This is a genomic window from Spirillospora sp. NPDC047279 (assembly GCF_040643285.1).
Taxonomy (GTDB): domain Bacteria; phylum Actinomycetota; class Actinomycetes; order Streptosporangiales; family Streptosporangiaceae; genus Spirillospora.
On the sequence record NZ_JBEYUA010000011.1, the window covers coordinates 53,767 to 71,566 of the forward strand.

Below are 17,800 nucleotides of genomic sequence, written 5' to 3' on the forward strand. Positions count from 1 at the left end.
CGGGCGGCGGCGCGCCCGGCGACCCGGAGCCCTGCTGCGGAGCGCCTGGAAGCGTGACGTCTTGGTACGCGGACGCGGCACCCGCATGTGGCTCGCCCGGCTGGGACGCGCCCGGAGGCGTGGAGTCCTGTTGTGGCGAGCCCGGAGGCGCGATGCCGTGGTGCGCGGGCGCGGTGCCGGTGTGCGGCGTGCCTGGCTGGGACGCACCTGGTTGCGGAGCGATGTCCGACTGCGGCGAGAGCGCTTGTGCCGCGTCAGACCGCGGGAAGCCCCCCGCCGTCGTGTCCGGCTGATGAACGCCCGGCTCACCGGCTCCCGGCTGGGGAGCACCCGGCAACCCACCGCCCGGTTGCGTGGTGTTGGGCTGCGCGGCTCCTGGCCCCGACGCACCCGGCTGCAGGTCGCCTGCCTGCGCGGGGCCCGCCGGGGGCAGACCCGGCTCAGCGGCTCCTGATGGGGACGCCCCCGGCAGCCCACCGCCCGGCTGCGCGGCGCCCGTCTCGGCGCCGCCTGCCTGGGGAAGGCCCGGCTGTCCGCTGCCCGGTTGCGCGGACCCTTGCTGCGATGCGCCTGGCTGCGCGGCGCCCGGTCGCGCATGGCCCGGCTCAGTGGCTTCTGGCTGGGGGAGGCCCGGCTGTCCACCATCCGGTCGCGCAGATCCTGGCTGCGACGTACCCGGCTGCGGGCTGCCTGCCTGCGCGGTGCCTGCCGCGGGCATGCTCGGCTCACCGGCGCCTGGTAGGGGAGCGCCCGGCAGGCCGCCGCCCGGCTGGGGGGCGGCCGGGTGTGCGCCGTCTTGCCGTGCGCCGTCTTGCTGTGCGCCGGGCGGAAGGGTCGCGCCCGGTTGCGACGAGTCGGGTGGTGGCGGGGACTTGGCGAGTGGTGTCGCGGCGGCCTGCGCCAGGTCGGCGACCGGCGTCGGCGCCTCGGCCGGGGTGCGGGGCGGGCCGCTGAGGGCGCGGACCTGCTCGCCCGGCATGGTGGCGTCGATGGGCGTGCCGGGGTTGATGACCAGCGTCCACTCGACGTCCGGCCAGGCGGACACCATCTCCAGGAGGCTCGGCATCACGAACCGGGACGAGCCGATCGCCTCGTTCATCCACTTGAGGGACGTGAAGACCTGAACCGACGCCTGGCCGTGGACCAGGACCGGGCGCCAGGGGAAGGCCTGGTCCTCGGGCGGGATGCCCCACGGGGTGTCGGCGTCGGCGGGCACCAGGACCTGCGCGCCCAGCAGGATCTTGAAGAACGCGTCGGTGTCACGGCGCCGGGCGGCCTCGAACAAGCGCTGCTCGATGTCGTTCTGCGGTTCGAAGTGCTCGGCGAGGCGGCGGGCGGCGCGTTCGTCGGCCCACTTGGCCAGGCCCGGCAGTTGCTGAGCGTGGATCGTCCCGCCCGCGGGCGAACCCGAGTTGATCGCCAGCGCCCAGCGCGGATCCCCCAGGTAGCGCATGGCCACGGTGAACGGCAGCGAGATCGAGTCGGTGCCGGTGCCCACCGCCGCCGCGGCCTCGATGAGCCGCTCGGGAGAGGTGAACATCGGCACGAACGGGGCGCCGTCGGCCTCGCCCGTCTGCCAGGGGAAGCCCTGGCGCCCCGGACGGAGGCTGTAGTCCATGTCCTCTGGGATGGGCAGGAGCACCTCGGCGTCCGCCAGCGTCTGCAGGAAGAGATCGTGATCGTTCTGCGCGGCGGCACGGAGCAGCTCGCGCTCGACGTCGTTCGCCGGACGGAAGTCCTGCCGGCGCTGCTGGCGCGGAAGCTCCTTGTGCTGATCCTGGAGCTCCTCCCAGGGAACGTCGTCCGTCACGGCCGGGGTGTCGACCAGCGTCTCGTCGGGGGACGGGCCGCTGGTCGCGGGCTCGCCACCGCTCGTGGGGGCGACCAGGGAATCCGCCGGGCCGCCGGGGGCGTCCGGGGGTGCGGGCTGCGGCGGTCCCGCGGTCGGGGGCGTGCCCGCCAGGGCGGCGTCGGTGACCGCCGGAAGGTCGGTCAGGGTCGCGTCCGGGGGCGGGGGCGGGGGCGTTGCCGAAGCGGCGGCGGGCTGCTGGGGTGCACCGGGGTCCTGTGACGCGGCGTGGCCGCCAGACGCGGGTCCGCTGCCGGGTGCGGCGTGCTGGCCAGGAGCGGCGAGCTCGCCGGGTGCGGCGTGGCCGCCGCCAAGATCGTGTCCGCTGGGGGCGGCGTGGGCGCCCTCGGCGGGGGTGGGGGGAGCGGCGTGCGCGCCGCCGCCGGGTGGCGCGGGGGCGTCGCCGTGGGACGTGCCCGGGCCCGCGGCGGGGTTGCCCGCCGAGTTGGCGGACGCCGGGTCGGGGGCGCCCATGGCGGGGCGGCCGGCCATGGGGGGCTTGGTGTCGCCCTCGCCGAGCTGCTTGATGAACCACGCGGGCAGCCGTCCCTCGATGGGGATCGGCGCGGCGTGGCCGGCGGCGCCGTGGGCGGGCGCGTCGATGGCCAGCCACCAGCGGGGGTCGGGCCAGGCGTCCGCCAGGTCGGCGAACTTGAGCTTCAGGAAGTGCTGGTACGCCGGTCCGAGGCAGACGCGCATCGACGCGGGCGAGGTGTAGACGAGCACGTGGGTGCGCCCGTCCTCGTCCTGGGTCGGCCACGTCGGCTGGGCCTCGTTGGCGAGAACGTCGTCGATCAGGTCCGGTGGTACGGGGATCACCAGCTCGCTCTCCGCGAGCAGCCGGAAGTACGTCTCCTGGTCCCCGGTACGCACCGCCTCATGCAGCCGGCGCTCGAGATCCGACGTGGGTCGCCACGCGTCGGCCACGGTTGCCACCCCCTGTGTCTTGCTGCGCTTACCCATCCCGCCGCCCCTGTACCCGCGACCTGCGAACCTGCCCCGCGGGCCCCGGCGGGCAACTTACGGACCTGCCTACGCTACATGGGCGAACAGGACCAAAGCGCCCGATCGGCGGTCTGTGGACGAGACCCGGCGCCGACCGGCCCATCCTTCTGCGAGGGCCGGCCGGACGGCAGCGCGGACACGCCGGAGCGTCAGCCGCGCGGCTCTCCCGCGACGCGTGCGAGGGCCTCCAGCAGCCGGTCGACGTGCTCGTCGGTGGTGCCGACGCCGAAGCTCGCGCGCACCGCCGAGGACTGTCCACCCCCGCACCCGCCCTCACCCTTGGCACCCTCGTCCTCCTGGCCGGTCGCCGGGGCGCCCAGCAGGTGGTGGACGAACGGATGAGCGCAGAATTTTCCGTCCCGGACGCCGATCCCGTAGTCACCCGACAGCGTAAGCGCCACATCGCGCGCGTTCCAGCCGTCCACGACGAAGGACACTATTCCGACCCGGGGGTTAGGGCCTTCCCACAGAGTGAGTTCGCGCACACCGGGGATCGCGGCGAGCCCGCGCCGCAGCCGGGCCAGCAGCCGTTCCTCCTGGGCGGCGAGGCTCTCCCAGCCGGCACCCGCCAGGGCCTCGCAGGCGGCGGCGAGCGCGATCACGCCGAGGACGTTGGGGGTTCCGGCCTCGTGGCGCTGCGCCGCGTCCGCGGACCACCGCGCGGTGTCGCCGCGGTCGGACACCGCGGCGCTGGCGCCGCCGCCCTTGAGGTACGGCCCGGCGGCGCGCAGCCAGTCGGCGCGGCCGGCGAGCACGCCGGCGCCGAACGGCGCGTACAGCTTGTGGCCGGAGAAGGCCACGTAGTCCAGGTCGAGCGCGGTCATGTCGATCGGCCGGTGCGGGACGAGCTGTGCGGCGTCGACGGCGATGCGGGCGCCGTGGCGGTGCGCGACGTCCGCCAGGTCGGCGATCGGCCACACCTCGCCGGTCACGTTCGAGGCGGCCGTCACGACCAGCAGCCGCGGGCCCCCAGGGGCCTCGGCGAGCGCCCGGTCGGCGGCCGAGACCGCCTCGGCCGGGCTCGCGGGCGCGGGCAGCCGCACCGCGCGCTTCCACGGGAGCAGGGTGGCGTGGTGCTCGGTCTCGAAGACCACGACGGTGGTGCCCGCCGGGACGGCGTGGGCGAGGAGGTTCATCGCGTCGGTGGTGTTGCGGGTGAAGACGACCGCGTCGCGCGACCAGGCGCCCAGGAACGACCGCACGGTCTCGCGCGCCCTCTCGTACGCCTCGGTGGTCACCTGGGACGCGTATCCGGCGCCGCGGTGGACGCTGCTGTAGTACGGCAGTGCGCGGGTGATGGCCTCCTGCACCGCCTCCAGACAGGGCGCGCTCGCCGCGTAGTCGAGGTTGGCGTAGCCGACGCTGCGGCCGTCGTTCAGCGGGACCTGCGCGTCCGCTCCGACGACGCTGAGCGGCGCCGGCCGTGCGGGGGCCGCCGCCACCGCGGCGGGGCGCCGCGTACGGCTGGACGGAACGGGCGCGGCGGAGCCGGAGTCAGAGGTGGAGGTGGAGGTGGAGGGGACGAGCGTGGCGGCGTGCATGCGGAAGACCTTTCGGGATCCATGGACCCTCAAGGCATCGGCCGGGGCCCGCGCTTGCCGCACGCGGTGTCGCGCACGGCCCGGTCTTCACCCGGGGCACCCCATCGCGGACGAAGGGTTGCCGGCCAGCAAGCCGGGGCTTGACGCTGGCACTCATGACCTAGTGCGGAAGTATATGCGGATACTTGCGGGGATCAAGCGGGAGGGTGCGATGCGAAACGGGGCACGGGCGGCGCGGGCCGCCGCCGGGAGCGGGGCGCTGCTCCTCGGCCTGGGCGCGTGCGGGCTGCTGGGCGGGAACGGCAACACCGGCCAGATCTGCGGCGACACCAAGCAGGCCTACCAGCAGTACATCGCCCAGGTGAGAGTGGCGTCGGCGGACGATTCGGCGCAATGGAAACAGGCCACCGAACAACTCGCCGGGCGAATCGACGCGCTCGCCAAGAAGGCCGAGAAGAAAGAACTCAAGCAGGCGCTCGACGACGAGGTGAAGCGCTTGCGCACGGCCGCGGCCAGTGTCGGAACGGGCGACGCCGCACAACTCAACTCCGCCATGTCCGGCACGCCGGACCGGATCGGCAAGGCCTGTTCCTGAAACTCCCGCGGCGTTATTGACGACCCGTACGAAAAGGGAGCCCGGCCGGTGGGCCGAGCTCCCTTTCTCGTCGCGATCAGCGTTTCCGGCGTCCGGCGGAACGGCTATCCGTCGGCGTTGGGCCGCAGCAGATTCCCGCCTCCGCCACCGCCGCCTCCGCCGCCCGGATCGTCCGGGTCGCCGGGGTCGTCGGGGTCGCCCGGCTCCGTCGGCTCGGTGGGCGGGTCGCCGGGACCTCCCGTCGGCGGATCCGGGTCCTGCGTGCCCGGGTCCGTCGGCTGCGTCGGCCGCGTCGGGGTGTTGTTGGACGGCGGGGCCGACGGGATGTCCGACGAACGGTTGCCGGGCGTGCCGTCGTAGCCGCCGGTGAACTCCGACGGCTTGCCGAACTCCTTGATGTCGAAGTTCTTGATGTTGACGGCGTCGGACATGTACGAGTTCCAGATCTGCGCCGGCAGCTGGCCGCCGTACACCCCGTACCCCGGGATCGACAGCGGCTTGCCGTCGCTGCGGAACATCGCCACCGACGTCGCCATCTGCGGGATGAAGCCGTTGAACCAGATCGCCCGGCCCTCGTCGGTCGTGCCGGTCTTGCCCGCCACGTCGCGGCCGTCGGACAGCTGCGCGCCCGTGCCCGTGCCGTTCTGGACGACCTTGCTCATCGCGTACGTGGCGTCCCGCGCGACCTGAGGGGTGAACGCGCGCTTGCCCTTCTCGGTGAAGTCCTTCTCGTCGCCCTTGACGTCACTGACCGACTTGACCGTGTAGGGCGCGCGGTAGACGCCCTCGGACGCGAACGTGGAGTAGACCCCGGCCTGCTGCACCGGGTGCACCGAGATGACGCCCAGCGGGAACGTGGCGGCCGAACGTTGCGCCGACGTCATCTGGGACGCCGGGATGCCCATCTTCTCCGCCATCTCGGCGATCTTGTCGTTGCCGATGTCGCGGCCGAGGTTGACGTACGCGGTGTTGACCGAGTTCTGCGTCATCGTCACCAGGTTGATGGTGCCGAACTGGCTGTTGCTGTCGTTCCGTACGGGGTGACCGCTGAAGTACTGCGGCGAGCTGCCGTCGTAGGAGTCCGACAACGACTTGCCGTTGTCGAGGGCGGCGGCCAGCGCGATCGGCTTGAAGCCCGACCCGGCCTGCGCCAGGTCCCAGAACGCGCTGCTGCCCGCCTCGTCGAGGTAGTCACGGCCGCCGTAGAACGCCACCACCTGGCCGGTCTTCGGGTCGACCGACACCAGCCCGGTGCGGATCTTCTTGCTCATGCCGCTGGGGGCGTTGGACTTCACCGCCTCCTTGGCGGCGTTCATCAGGTTCTTGTCGAACGTGGTGACGACCTTCAGCCCACCGCGGTTGATCTCGTCCTCGGTGTAGCCGCGGCGCTCCAGGAGCTCCTTCTTGGCCACGTTGACCATGTAGCCGTTCTGGCCCTTGAGGACGTCGGTGATCTTCTGCTTGTCCGGGACGGGGAACGTCATCTGCGCCGCCTCGGCGGACGTGATCGCGTTGTCGCGGACCATGTTGCCGAGCACGGCCTGCCAGCGCGCCTCGGCGGCCGGGCGGCGCGTCGACGTCGGGTTGCCGAACGGCGTCGGCTGCTGGATCGCCGCGGCGAGGTAGGCGCCCTCCGCCGCGTTCAGCTTGCTGACGTCCTTGCCGTAGTAGGCCTTGGCCGCGGCCTGGATGCCGTACGCGTCACGGCCGAAGTAGATCGTGTTGAGGTACTGCTCGAGGATCCAGTCCTTGTCCTTCTCCCGCCCGACCTTCAGGGAGACCATGATCTCCTTGAGCTTGCGGAAGACGGAGCGTTCGGTGCCGATCCCGCCGTAGTAGTTGCGGACCATCTGCTGGGTGATGGTGGAGCCGCCCTGGAGCTGCTCGCCGCTCACCGTGGACCAGAACGCCCGCACCGTGCCCTTCACCGAGACGCCGGGGTCCTCGTAGAAGCTGCGGTTCTCGGCCGCGATCACCGCGGCCCGCACGTTCTCGGGCACCTTGCCGAGCTCGACGGCGTCCCGGTTGGTGCCGGTCTTGGCGATCAGGCTCTTGCCGTCGGCGTAGTAGAAGCTCGGCCCCTGCGCCACCGCGGACTCCTGCGGCGACGGGACCGGCGTGAACAGGTAGGCGATCGCGAACGCGGCGATGCCGAAGCCGATCAGCCCGAGCACCGTGAACGCGGCCCGCCGCGCGTACCGGGCGGGCCGGCTGCGCTGCTTCTTCCCCGAGCCGCCGCCCTTGCCCGCGCCGCCCGCGCCTTCCGCGCCGCCGTCCTTGCCCGCGCCGCCCGCCTTGGCGGCTGGCTCGGCCTTGCTCGCGACCTCGGCCTTGCCGGTACCGCCGACCGGAGTCGTGGCCGCGGCGGCCATGCCCAGAGCCCCGGCCTCACCGGCGGTCTCGGTCTTGCTCGGGGCCTCGGCCTCACCGGCGGCCTCAGCTGTGCCGGGAGTCTCAGTCTCGCCGGGAGTCTCGGCCTGGCTCGCGGGCTCGGCCTTGTCCGGCGGCCCTGCCTCACCGGCTGCCTCAGCCTTGCCGGGTGCCTCGGCCTTGCCGGGAGCCTCGGCCTTGGCGGCGGGCGCGGCAGGCTCGGCCTTGCTCGCGGCGTCGGCCGTGTCGGTGTCGCCGTTGGCCTCGGCCTTGGCCGGAACCTCGGCGCCGCCGTCGGCGTCGGGCTCGTTCGCGGCCACGTCCGTGGCGTCGTCCGTGGCGTCGTCCGTGGACCGGGCCTCGTCGGTGGCTCCGGTCGCGGCGGCGGTCCCGGCGACCTCGTCCGCGGACGCGTCGCTCCTGCCGTTGCTCTCGCCGTTGGTCGCGGGCGTGGACGCCGACGCGGATTCGCTCTCGGACACGGCCACGGTCGCCGACGGTTCGGCGTCCTTGTCGGGATTCACGTCGTCGGGCCCGGTGGGCTTGCCGCCCTCCGGGCTCTTTCCCTTACTGCTCACTAGCCCCCCGTGATTCTTTCGTTACCGACGATACCCGAGGGGATTCGTGGTTTCGGCCGATCACTGCACTCTCCCAGGACTTCCCATTAGAGGACGATCAGAGCCGCCGTACGGTTGTCGTGGCTGATCTCTCCGCTGGAACGGGAACTCTCTTTACGAACAACGGCGGGACACCCAGCCGGGTGTCCCGCCGTGAGACCTGAGGCCCGCGTTACTTCGGAAGAGTGCCGAGAATGTCCACCACGAACACCAGCGTGTCCGTTCCCTTGATTCCGGCCTGCGCGTTCCCCTGCTTTCCGTAGCCCTCCTCGGGCGGCAGGACGAGGAGCACGCGGCTGCCGACCTTGACGCCGGTCAGGCCCTTGTCGAAGCCCGGGACCGTGCCGCCCGTCCCGATCGGGAACGCGGCGGGCTGGCCCTTGCTCCAGCTCTCGTCGAACGTCTTGCCGTCGCGCCAGAGCTTGCCGACGTACTGGACGAGCGCCTGGTCGTTCTTGGCGAGCGCCGGGCCCGTGCCCTCGATCAGCGTCTTGACCTGGAGCTTCTTCGGAGCGTCTTCCTTCGGGATGGTGATCTTCGGGCCCTTGCCCGGCTCACCGGCCTCGACCTTGGGCAGCTTCTTGTCGTCGAGCTTCTTCTCGGTGCCCTTGGCCTCGGCGTTCTTGGGGATCACCGTCATGATGTCCACCACGAAGACCACGGAGTCCTTGTTGGTCAGGCCCATCTGGGAGCCCTGCTCGCCGAACCCGTCGGCCGGCGGCAGCTGCAGCACGAGCCGGCTGCCCGCCGGGTGCCCGACCAGGCCCTTGTCGAGGCCCTTGACCTGCGTGCTGCCGACGGTCATCGGCATGACCTGCCCGCCGCCCTGCTGCTCCCAGGACGAGTTCAGCTTCTTGTTGACGCTCTCGGCCTTCTCGCCGGTGCCCTTGGCCCACTGGTAGAACGCGAACTTCACGTAGGCGGTGTCGCCCTTGGCGAGCTTGGGCCCGCTCCCGGTGATCGCCTCGGTGACCTTGAACTCGTTGTCCGGCACCAGGTCCTTGGGGATCTTCACGGTCGGCGCCTTGCCCAGCGCCCCGGTCACCTCGATCGTCGGCCCCGGCCGCGTCACGTAGAACGCGGTCGCGCCCGCGATGGCGAGCAGCCCGACGACCACCGCCGCGGTGGTGGCCCGCCGCCGCTTCTTGGCCTGCGCCGCCGTCAACGCCGAAGGACGCGGCCCGCTCCCGCGGCCCGCGCTGATCCCGTGCGGGGTGAACTCCGGGCTGCGGATGTTCTTGGCCTGGGGCAGCGAGGCCTTCGGCTTGGCCGGAGCCTTGATCTTGATCGAAGGCTTCGCCGGCTTCTCGTCCGCGTCCGCGTCCTCGTCATCCGCGTCAGCGTCGGAGTCGTCGTCCGAGACCTTCTCGTCCTTGTCCGTGGACTCGTCCGTGGCCTCGGGCTCGTCGCCCTCGCCCTCAGGCTCGCCGTCCTCGTCCTCGTCGGCGGTCTCGACCTCGTCCTTGGTCGCGGCCTCGTCCCCGGCTCCGGCGGTCTCGTCCTTGGGCTCGGTGGCCTCGTCCGTCAGCTCCGCCTCATCCGCCGCCGAGTCGGCCTTGCCCGTCGGCTCATCCTTGGGCTTCTCGTCCTCGGCCATGTTTCCTCACTCGCTCCGGGTTCGACGACACCACACGAAAGGTCCACCCTGCCAGCCCTCGCCTAAGGCGGCTGTGAAGTCAGGGCAAAGACAACCGGCTGCAATCTACCGGCCCTCCGGCCGATTTCGACAAGTCAGTGTGGTGGAGCGAGACCCGCCTGTCACCCCTGTCTCTGGGAACGGACGTCAGACCGGCTGGGTGCCCAGGTAATTGCGGAACATCGGGTGCACCTGGAATTGCCGCACGGCGTCCAGGTTGAGCTGCTGGACCTGGTGGACGCCCAGGAACCCGTCGTCGCCCGGCCGGTCGGTGTCGCCCGGCGGTCGCGCGGTGAGGAATCCCACCTGATAAAGGATCTCGATCAACGCGCCGATCTCGAGTCTCACACCGTCCCCACCCCCATCAAGGCCCGACGGAGGCCGTATGCCGCCTACGTTCCCTGGAGGTGGCCCGGCCGGAGAAGCGGCGCGCATACTGAGATGGTCTCGGCCGTGGGGGACGAGCTGCCCGCGCACTGGTCGAGGACTCCCTGGACGCGTCCCCTCGGCTGACCCTTGGGGACGCTGCGCGCGGAGAGGCTCCGGGTGGTCCGGAGCCTCTGCAAAAGGGCGCGCCGGGCAGGATTCGAACCCGCGACCGTCGGATTAGAAGTCCGATGCTCTGTCCAGCTGAGCTACCGGCGCCTGTTGAGCCCTGAGTGTAGAGCGCGGCCGATGGTCTTCGCACTGTCGTATTCCGCGTGGCGGCGTCGTTACGCCTGGTGAAGGGGGCTCATCCGGAACGGGTGAGGAGGACGGCGGGCCGGCGGGCGAGGCTCGTGAGTCATGGACGTATATCCGGCAATCGAGCGGCACGGGATCATCGGGGATCTGCAGACGGCCGCGCTCGTCGCCGACGACGGGACGATCGACTGGTACTGCAGCCCGAGGTTCGACTCGCCGAGCATGTTCGCGTCGCTGCTCGACCGGGAGCGGGGCGGGTTCTTCCGGATCACGGTGGAGGGCAGTACCACCCGGCAGCTGTACCTGCCGGGGACGGCCATCCTGATCACCCGGTTCATGACCGGGGAGGGCGTCGGCGAGGTGATCGACTTCATGCCGGTGCGGGGCGGGCGGCCGTCGGACCGGCATCTGCTGGTGCGCCTGGTGCGGGTGGTCCGGGGCCGCATGCGGTTCGTGGTGGAGTGCAGGCCCGCGTTCGACTACGGGCGCGAGGAGCACAAGGTCGAGATCACCGAGAACGGGGTCGGGTTCGGCGGCACCTTCCTGTCGGTGGTGCGGCGGGAGCCGGGGCACGCCGACGTCGTGGCCGACGGGAAGGGCGGCGTGCGGGCCGTCGTGGAGGCGTCGGCGGGGCAGTCCGGCGGGGTCGTCCTGCAGACGGGGTCGTCGGACCCGTGGTCGCTGGACGCGGTGATGCGCCTGTTCGACGAGACCCGCGACTTCTGGCGCGGGTGGATCGGGCGGTCGAGCTACCGGGGCCGGTGGCGGGAGATGGTCGAGCGCGCGGCGATGACCTTGAAGCTCATGACGTACGCGCCGACGGGGGCGCTGGTGGCGGCGCCGACGGCCGGGCTGCCCGAGCAGGTCGGCGGTGAGCGCAACTGGGACTACCGGTTCACCTGGATCCGGGACGCGTCGTTCTCGGTGCACGCCCTGCTGGGGCTGGGGTTCGAGGAGGAGGCGGAGGCCTTCCTGCGGTGGCTCGGCGACCGGGTGCACGAGGGGCCGCTGCGGATCATGTACCGGATCGACGGGTCGAGCGATCTGGAGGAGGAGACGCTCGGGCATCTGGAGGGGTACCGCGGGTCGGCGCCCGTGCGGGTGGGGAACGGCGCCGCGGGGCAGTCGCAGCTGGACATCTACGGGGAGGCGCTGGACTCGATCTGCCTGGCCGACGAGCGCGGGCTGCGCCTGGGGTACGAGGGGTGGGCGAGCGTCCGGAGCCTCGTCGACTGGCTGTGCGGTCACTGGGACCGTCGCGACGCGGGGTTGTGGGAGACGCGGGGCGGGCCGCAGGACTTCGTCTACGGGCGGCTCATGTCGTGGGTGGCGCTGGACCGGGCGGTCCGGATCGCCCGGCGGCGCGGGCTTCCCGGCGACCTGGCGACGTGGACGAGGGAACGCGACGCGATCTACCAGCAGGTGATGGAACGCGGGTGGAGCGAGAAGCGGGGCGCGTTCGTGCAGCACTACGGCGGCGAGGTGCTGGACGCGTCGTTGCTGTACATGCCGCTGGTCGGGTTCGTGGCGCCGAACGACCCCCGCTGGTTGTCCACGCTGCGGGCGATGGACCGGGAGCTGGTGTCCGACAGCCTGGTGTACCGGTACGACCCGGGCGCCTCGCCGGACGGGCTGCGGGGCTCGGAGGGCACGTTCTCGATGTGCACGTTCTGGTACGTGGAGGCGCTGGCGCGGTCCGGCCGCCTCGACGACGCGCGGCTCACGTTCGAGAAGATGCTGACCTACGCCAACCACCTGGGGCTCTACTCCGAGGAGATCGGGCCGACCGGGGAGCAGCTGGGCAACTTCCCGCAGGCGTTCAGCCATCTCGCCCTGATCACCGCGGCGGTGAACCTCGACCGGCGGCTCGATGGAGGGAGGGGTGAGGGTGACATTCCTCGTCGCCGTCATCGGAGTGGCGATCCTGGTGGGGGTGTACCTCTGGCATAGGAGGCTGGAACGGCCCTGGGCGGAGGAGAGGCCGGACGGCGGCGCGCACGACGCCGGCGTCATCGTCGACGAGCAGGCGTGGGCGGAGATCGTTCGCGAGCTGAAACGGACGTCGCGCGGCTGACGTGCCCTTATCGTTGGGGATTGTGACTGTGGAGGTGCCGCTCTCCGGCGGGGACGTCGTGACGGAGGGCGTGGTGCGGGTGGGGGACACGGTGCGGAGGCCGCTCGGCCCGCACAGTCCCGCCGTGCACGGGCTTCTCCGGCATCTGGAGGCGGCCGGTTTCGACGGTGCGCCCCGGCTGCTGGGGACCGACGAGCACGGGCGTGAGGTCCTCAGCTGGGTGCGGGGCGAGACCCCGGCGCGGCCGCTGCCCGCGTACGCGGTGACCGAGGAGGCGCTGGCCGGGGTGGCCGGCCTGCTGCGCGGCTACCACGAGGCGGTGCGCGCCTACGAGCCGCCGGCCGACGCGCCCTGGGACACGGTGGCGTCCGCCCTGGACGGCGCACCGGAGATCATCGGGCACTGCGACGTGACGCCGGAGAACGTGGTGTTCCGGGCGGGCGCACCGGTGGCGCTGATCGACTTCGATCTGGCGCGGCCGACGACGCGGCTGTACGACGTGGTGACGGCGCTCCGGCACTGGGGGCCGATCGCCGATCCGTGCGACCGGGACGGGCGCCTGTACGGCGCGGACGTGGGCCGCAGGCTGCGGGTCTTCTGCGACGCCTACGGGCTGGCCGGTGACGACCGCCGCCGGCTGCTGGTGGCGGCCCGGGTCAGGTTCGAGCGGTCGTACGAGGCGATGCGGCTCCGGGCGGAGAACGTGGGCGGCGGCTGGGCGCGCCTCTGGCAGGGGGGCGCGGGGCCGCGCATCCGGCGAGCGCAGGACTGGCTGGAGCGCAACTGGGACGACCTCGATGCACGTCTCACCTGAAGGCGGCGCAGCCGCGTCGCAGGGTGCGGGGGGTCGTCCCCTCTCGGGGGGAACCGGCCGCGCGGTGGGCCTGCTGGCGGGGGTGGCGCTCGACGCGCTGCTCGGAGATCCGCGGCGCTGGCACCCGGTGGCGGGGTTCGGCCGTACGGCGGGCGCGCTGGAGCGGACGATCCACGCGGACTCGCGGGTGCGCGGGGTCGTCTTCACGGCGGTGCTGGTCGGCGGCGCGGGCGCGGCGGGCCGGGTCCTGGAGCGGCGCGGCGGCGTGGTCGCGACGGCGCTGGTGACCTGGGCGGTGCTCGGCGGGACGTCGCTCGGGCGTGAGGGGCGGCGGATGGCGGGGCTGCTGGAGGCCGGTGATCTGGAGGGGGCGCGGGCCCGGCTGTCGCATCTGTGCGCGCGGGACCCCTCCGGGATGGACGCCAAGGGCCTGGCGCGGGCGACCGTCGAGTCGATCGCCGAGAACACCTCCGACGCCGCGATCGCGCCGCTGTTGTGGGGCGCGGTGGCCGGGGTCCCGGGGCTCGCCGCCTACCGGGCGATCAACACGCTGGACGCGATGGTGGGATACCGGAGCGACCGGTACGAGCGGTTCGGATGGGCCTCGGCGAGGCTGGACGATCTCGCCAACTGGGTGCCCGCGCGGGTGACGGGGATCCTCACGGTCGCCTGCGGCGGCGGGGCCGGGGCGTGGCGGGTGCTGCGGCGGGACGGCGGCAGGCATCCGAGTCCCAACGCGGGACGGTGCGAGGCCGCGTTCGCCGGCGCCCTGGACGTACGGCTGGGCGGGACGAACGTGTACGGCGGCCGGGTGGAGGCCAGGCCGGAGATGGGCGACGGGCGCGAGCCGGAGGTCGCCGACATCCGGCGCGCGGTGCGGTTGTCGGCGGCGGTGACGGTGGCGGCCGGGGCGCTGGCGGCGGGAACGGCCGTGGGAGTGGCGGCGGGAGTGGCCGCGGTGGCCGGGCGAACGCGGAGGACACGATGAGCGGAGCGCTGCTGGTCGCGGGGACCACCTCGGACGCGGGCAAGAGCGTGGTCACGGCCGGGTTGTGCCGCTGGCTGGCGCGCCGCGGCGTGAAGGTCGCGCCGTTCAAGGCCCAGAACATGTCGCTCAACTCGATGGTCACCGCGGACGGGGCCGAGATCGGGCGGGCGCAGTACATGCAGGCGCAGGCCGCCCGGGTCGAGCCGGCGGCGATCATGAATCCGGTGCTGCTCAAGCCGGGCAGCGACCGGCGCAGCCAGGTGGTGGTGCTCGGGCGCCCGGTGGCCGAGGTCGACGCGATGCAGTACGGGGCGCACAAGGAACGGCTGCGCGCCGTCGTGGGGGAGAGCCTCGCGGAGTTGCGGCGCGAGCACGACGTGGTGATCTGCGAGGGCGCGGGCAGCCCGGCGGAGATCAACCTGCGGGCCGGCGACATCACCAACATGGGGCTCGCGCGGGCCGCGGACCTGCCGGTGATCGTGGTCGGCGACATCGACCGGGGCGGCGTGTTCGCCTCGCTGTTCGGGACGGTGGCGCTGCTGGAGCCCGCCGACCAGGCGCTGGTCGCCGGATTCGTGATCAACAAGTTCCGTGGCGCGAGTGAGCTGCTGGCCCCAGGGCTGGACCAGCTGGCGGCGCTCACGGGCCGGCCGACGTTCGGCGTCCTGCCCTGGAAGCTGGGCCTCTACCTCGACTCCGAGGACACCCTCGCGCTGGACGCGCCGCGCCCCGACGCGCGGGCCGCGTACGGGCGCCGGACGTTGCGGATCGCGGTGATCCGTTTCCCGCGCATCTCCAACTTCACCGACCTGGACGCGCTCGGCTGCGAGCCGGGCGTGGTGGTGCGGTACGCGGCCAGCCCCGGCGACCTGGCGGACGCCGACCTGGTGGTGCTGCCCGGGACGCGGGCCACCGTGAACGACCTGGCCTGGCTGCGCGAACGCGGCATGGCGGAGGAGATCGAGCGGCGGGCGCGCGAGGGCCGGCCGGTGCTCGGCGTCTGCGGCGGTTTCCAGATGCTCGCCGGCGAGATCGTGGACGAGGTGGAGTCGGGCGCCGGGACGGTCGCGGGCCTCGGCCTGCTCCCGGCCCGGGTGACCTTCGAACGCGACAAGACCCTGGCCCGCCCGAGCGGCACGGCCTACGGCGAGCCGGTGACCGCGTACGAGATCCACCACGGGATCACGACCGTGCTGGGCGGCGAGCCGTTCCTGGACGGCTGCCGGTCCGGCGCGGTCTGGGGCACGACCTGGCACGGCGCGATGGAGAACGACGGTTTCCGCCGGGCCTTCCTGCGCGACGTCGCGGCCGTGGCGGGACGCGACTTCACGCCCGCGCCGGACGTCTCGTTCGGGGCGATCCGCGAGGCGACCCTGGACGCGCTCGGCGACCTGGTCGAGGAGCACCTCGACACCGACGCGGTGTGGCGCCTCATCGAGCACGGCGCGCCCGCCGGCCTGCCGGTCGTCGCTCCCGGCGGGCCACCGAAAGTGCCTGCTGACAAGGAGGTGAACCGTGGCTAAGATCACTCTGCTCTTCTGAATATGGCTCATGTTCGAAACGCGGGGTGACGCCGGTGAAACGGTCGTTCGGTGTGCTCGTGGCCCTCACCGGTCTGGCCCTCGGCGGCACGTCCGTCCCCGCGCAGGCCGCGGCCCCGGCGCGGGCGACGCCCGATCCGCTCGCGGTGGCGGCCGAGCGGGCGGCCCAGGGTTGTGACCCGATCTCCGCGGCGGGCTCGGGCTGCCTGGTGCCGTTCCCCAACGACGTCCACACGGTCCGCGACACGACGACCGACACCGGCCGCCGCGTCGCCTTCAAGGCCGCCGCGATGCCGCGCAACATCTTCGGCAAGGGCATCGACACCGCCGAGTTCAACCGCAACGACGGCTTCTCGCCCGGCTCGCCGATCCTCGTCCAGGTGCCCGGCCTCGACCCGGTCAGGACGGGCCTGGCACCCAGCACCGACATCGGGCGGTCGCTGCGCGCGGACGCGCCGGTCGTGCTCCTCGACGCGAGGACAGGGAAGCGCGCGCCCTACTGGACCGAGCTCGACCAGCAGGACCCGCGGCGGCGCACGCTCATCATCCGGCCCGCCACGCGGCTGAACGAGGGGACCCGCTACCTGGTCGCCCTGCGCGACGTCCGCGACGCGGGCGGGAAGCCGGTGGCCGCGAGCGTCGCGTTCACCGCCCTCAGCAAGGCGACCGCGCCCGGGGACGCGCGCCTCAAGCCGAGGTGGACCGCCCTCCAGGCCACCCTGAAGGACCTCAGGCGACACGGCGTCACCGCGCGCGGCCTCAACCTCGCCTGGGACTTCACCACGTCGTCCACGCGCAGCCTCACCGGCCGGGCCCTGGCGATGCGCGACACCTCGTTCGCCCGGCTCGGGACCAAGGCGCCCACCGTGCGCCTCACCTCCGTCAAGAACCTCACCGAGACCGAGGACCCGCAGATCGCGCGGCGCGTCACCGGCCTCATCGAGGTGCCGAGCTTCCTCGACCCGACCGGGACCCGGCTGACCTACGACAAGGCGGCCCCCGGCCCGTACGACGAGCCGGTCGCGCCGACGTGGCGGACGTACCACGCGCCGTTCCAGTGCAACGTCCCGCGCGGCGCGCTCCAGCGGAAGGCGCGCCCGGTGCTGTACGGGCACGGGCTGTTCGGCGACCACACAGTCATCGACGCGGCGGCCGTCAAGGCGTTCTCCAACGACCACGGCCTGATGTTGTGCGCGACCGACTGGATGGGCATCTCCGGGCCCGACCGCCCCTACCTGGCGCTGCTGGCCGACCTGTCCAACTTCCGGCTCGTCCCCGACCGCATGCAGCAGTCGTACCTGAACACGCTGTTCCTCGGCCGCTGGATGATCCACCCGAAGGGCGCCGCCGCGTCCGCCGCGTTCGGCGGAGCCGTCGACCCGGCGGCGAGGCTGACCTACGCGGGCGCCAGCCACGGCGGCATCCAGGGCGCCGCGCTGACCGCGCTCGCGCAGGACTTCACGACCTCCGTGCTCAGCGTCCCCGGCCAGAACTTCTCGACGCTCCTCAACCGCAGCTCCTCGTTCAAGAGCGTGCAGCAGGTCATCGACATCCCGTACCCGGACAAGGCCGACCAGCAGCTCGGGTTCGGCCTGATGCAGATGCTCTGGGACCGGGGCGAGGCCAACGGCTACACCGCTCACCTCGTGCGCGACCCGCTGCCCGGCACCCCGGCGCACCGGGTGCTGCTGCACGAGGCGTTCGGCGACGACTCGGTGTCGAACGTGACGACCGAGGTGATGGCGCGCACGCTCGGCATCCCGGTCAGGCAGCCCGCGCTACGGCCCGGCCGCAGCGGCGACGTGCTGCCGATGTGGGGAGTCCCGGCGGTGTCCGGGTTCCCCTACAACGGGTCGGCGCTGGTGATGTGGGACAGCGGCACGGACGCTCCGCCGCCCGGCAACACCGCGCCGGCGCCCGCGAACAGCCCGCACGACAGCACGGTCCGCAGCGAGCAGGCCCGGGCCCAGGCGGCGCACTTCCTCAAGTCCGGCGGCCAGGTCGTCGACGTCTGCGCCGGCGCCCCCTGCGTGATCCCGAACGGGTGACCCGCGGGGCCCGGGCCCCGTGCGCCTCGCCCGGACCG

At 72.8% G+C, this 17,800-nt stretch carries 12 protein-coding genes, 1 tRNA gene, 1 pseudogene and 1 riboswitch; of the genes and pseudogenes, 8 read left to right on the plus strand and 6 right to left on the minus strand.

Annotated features, from left to right (window positions below):
* The first annotated feature begins 529 nt into the window (after positions 1-529).
* Positions 530-742 carry a hypothetical protein gene (locus tag ABZ810_RS27335; protein ID WP_358408495.1) on the plus strand — a complete coding sequence of 71 codons (213 nt, stop codon included), beginning with the start codon at positions 530-532 and terminating at the stop codon, positions 740-742.
* 225 nt (positions 743-967) lie between these two features.
* On the opposite strand, the pseudogene ABZ810_RS27340 reads toward ABZ810_RS27335, so the two are convergent.
* Both ABZ810_RS27340 and ABZ810_RS27345 read right to left on the minus strand, forming a co-directional pair.
* Positions 968-2,812, minus strand: a pseudogene (locus tag ABZ810_RS27340) (SseB family protein); the annotation flags it as partial.
* Between the two features lie 191 nt (positions 2,813-3,003).
* Positions 3,004-4,395: an aminotransferase class V-fold PLP-dependent enzyme gene (locus ABZ810_RS27345; RefSeq protein WP_358407964.1), complete on the minus strand. Its 1,392-nt coding sequence runs from the start codon at positions 4,393-4,395 to the stop codon at positions 3,004-3,006.
* A 45-nt stretch (positions 4,396-4,440) separates the two neighbouring features.
* A riboswitch (SAM riboswitch) is annotated at positions 4,441-4,556 on the minus strand.
* A gap of 50 nt (positions 4,557-4,606) precedes the next feature.
* On the opposite strand from ABZ810_RS27345, the gene ABZ810_RS27350 reads away from it, so the two are divergent.
* Positions 4,607-4,990, plus strand: a complete 384-nt coding sequence (locus ABZ810_RS27350; RefSeq protein ID WP_358407967.1) for a hypothetical protein — start codon at positions 4,607-4,609, stop codon at positions 4,988-4,990.
* A 104-nt stretch (positions 4,991-5,094) separates the two neighbouring features.
* Here ABZ810_RS27350 and ABZ810_RS27355 read toward each other — a convergent pair whose 3' ends face one another.
* The 4 genes from ABZ810_RS27355 to ABZ810_RS27370 form a co-directional block, all read right to left on the minus strand.
* Positions 5,095-7,938, minus strand: coding sequence for a transglycosylase domain-containing protein (locus ABZ810_RS27355; RefSeq protein WP_358407969.1), 2,844 nt, complete (start codon positions 7,936-7,938; stop codon positions 5,095-5,097).
* Positions 7,939-8,149: 211 nt separating this feature from the next.
* Positions 8,150-9,574 (minus strand): FKBP-type peptidyl-prolyl cis-trans isomerase, encoded by a 1,425-nt coding sequence (locus ABZ810_RS27360; RefSeq protein ID WP_358407971.1) that lies wholly within the window; start codon positions 9,572-9,574, stop codon positions 8,150-8,152.
* Positions 9,575-9,760: 186 nt separating this feature from the next.
* Positions 9,761-9,961, minus strand: coding sequence for a hypothetical protein (locus tag ABZ810_RS27365; RefSeq protein WP_358407974.1), 201 nt, complete (start codon positions 9,959-9,961; stop codon positions 9,761-9,763).
* A gap of 223 nt (positions 9,962-10,184) precedes the next feature.
* Positions 10,185-10,258 (minus strand) — tRNA-Arg (locus ABZ810_RS27370).
* A gap of 141 nt (positions 10,259-10,399) precedes the next feature.
* On the opposite strand from ABZ810_RS27370, the gene ABZ810_RS27375 reads away from it, so the two are divergent.
* The 6 genes from ABZ810_RS27375 to ABZ810_RS27400 all read left to right on the plus strand — a co-directional run bounded on the left by ABZ810_RS27375 (position 10,400) and on the right by ABZ810_RS27400 (position 17,762).
* On the plus strand, positions 10,400-12,247 hold the full coding sequence (locus ABZ810_RS27375) for a glycoside hydrolase family 15 protein (protein WP_358407976.1): 1,848 nt from the start codon (positions 10,400-10,402) through the stop codon (positions 12,245-12,247).
* On the plus strand, positions 12,231-12,371 hold the full coding sequence (locus tag ABZ810_RS27380) for a hypothetical protein (protein ID WP_358407979.1): 141 nt from the start codon (positions 12,231-12,233) through the stop codon (positions 12,369-12,371). Before ABZ810_RS27375 ends, ABZ810_RS27380 begins: the two co-directional genes overlap by 17 nt.
* A 22-nt stretch (positions 12,372-12,393) precedes the next feature.
* Positions 12,394-13,185, plus strand: coding sequence for an aminoglycoside phosphotransferase family protein (locus ABZ810_RS27385; protein WP_358407982.1), 792 nt, complete (start codon positions 12,394-12,396; stop codon positions 13,183-13,185).
* A gap of 64 nt (positions 13,186-13,249) precedes the next feature.
* Positions 13,250-14,173, plus strand: a complete 924-nt coding sequence (locus tag ABZ810_RS27390) for a cobalamin biosynthesis protein (protein ID WP_358407985.1) — start codon at positions 13,250-13,252, stop codon at positions 14,171-14,173.
* Positions 14,170-15,696, plus strand: a complete 1,527-nt coding sequence (locus ABZ810_RS27395; RefSeq protein ID WP_358407987.1) for a cobyric acid synthase — start codon at positions 14,170-14,172, stop codon at positions 15,694-15,696. The genes ABZ810_RS27390 and ABZ810_RS27395 overlap by 4 nt, the downstream gene beginning before the upstream one ends.
* 53 nt (positions 15,697-15,749) lie before the next feature.
* Positions 15,750-17,762 carry a hypothetical protein gene (locus ABZ810_RS27400; RefSeq protein ID WP_358407989.1) on the plus strand — a complete coding sequence of 671 codons (2,013 nt, stop codon included), beginning with the start codon at positions 15,750-15,752 and terminating at the stop codon, positions 17,760-17,762.
* The last annotated feature ends 38 nt before the right edge of the window (positions 17,763-17,800 follow it).

Excerpts from the sequence above, each read along its gene's own strand:
- ABZ810_RS27345 (WP_358407964.1), bottom strand. The coding sequence starts at position 4,395 with ATGCACGCCGCCACGCTCGTCCCCTCCACCTCCACCTCCACCTCTGAC.
- ABZ810_RS27350 (WP_358407967.1), top strand. The coding sequence starts at position 4,607 with ATGCGAAACGGGGCACGGGCGGCGCGGGCCGCCGCCGGGAGCGGGGCG.
- ABZ810_RS27360 (WP_358407971.1), bottom strand. The coding sequence starts at position 9,574 with ATGGCCGAGGACGAGAAGCCCAAGGATGAGCCGACGGGCAAGGCCGAC.
- ABZ810_RS27375 (WP_358407976.1), top strand. The coding sequence starts at position 10,400 with ATGGACGTATATCCGGCAATCGAGCGGCACGGGATCATCGGGGATCTG.
- ABZ810_RS27395 (WP_358407987.1), top strand. The coding sequence starts at position 14,170 with ATGAGCGGAGCGCTGCTGGTCGCGGGGACCACCTCGGACGCGGGCAAG.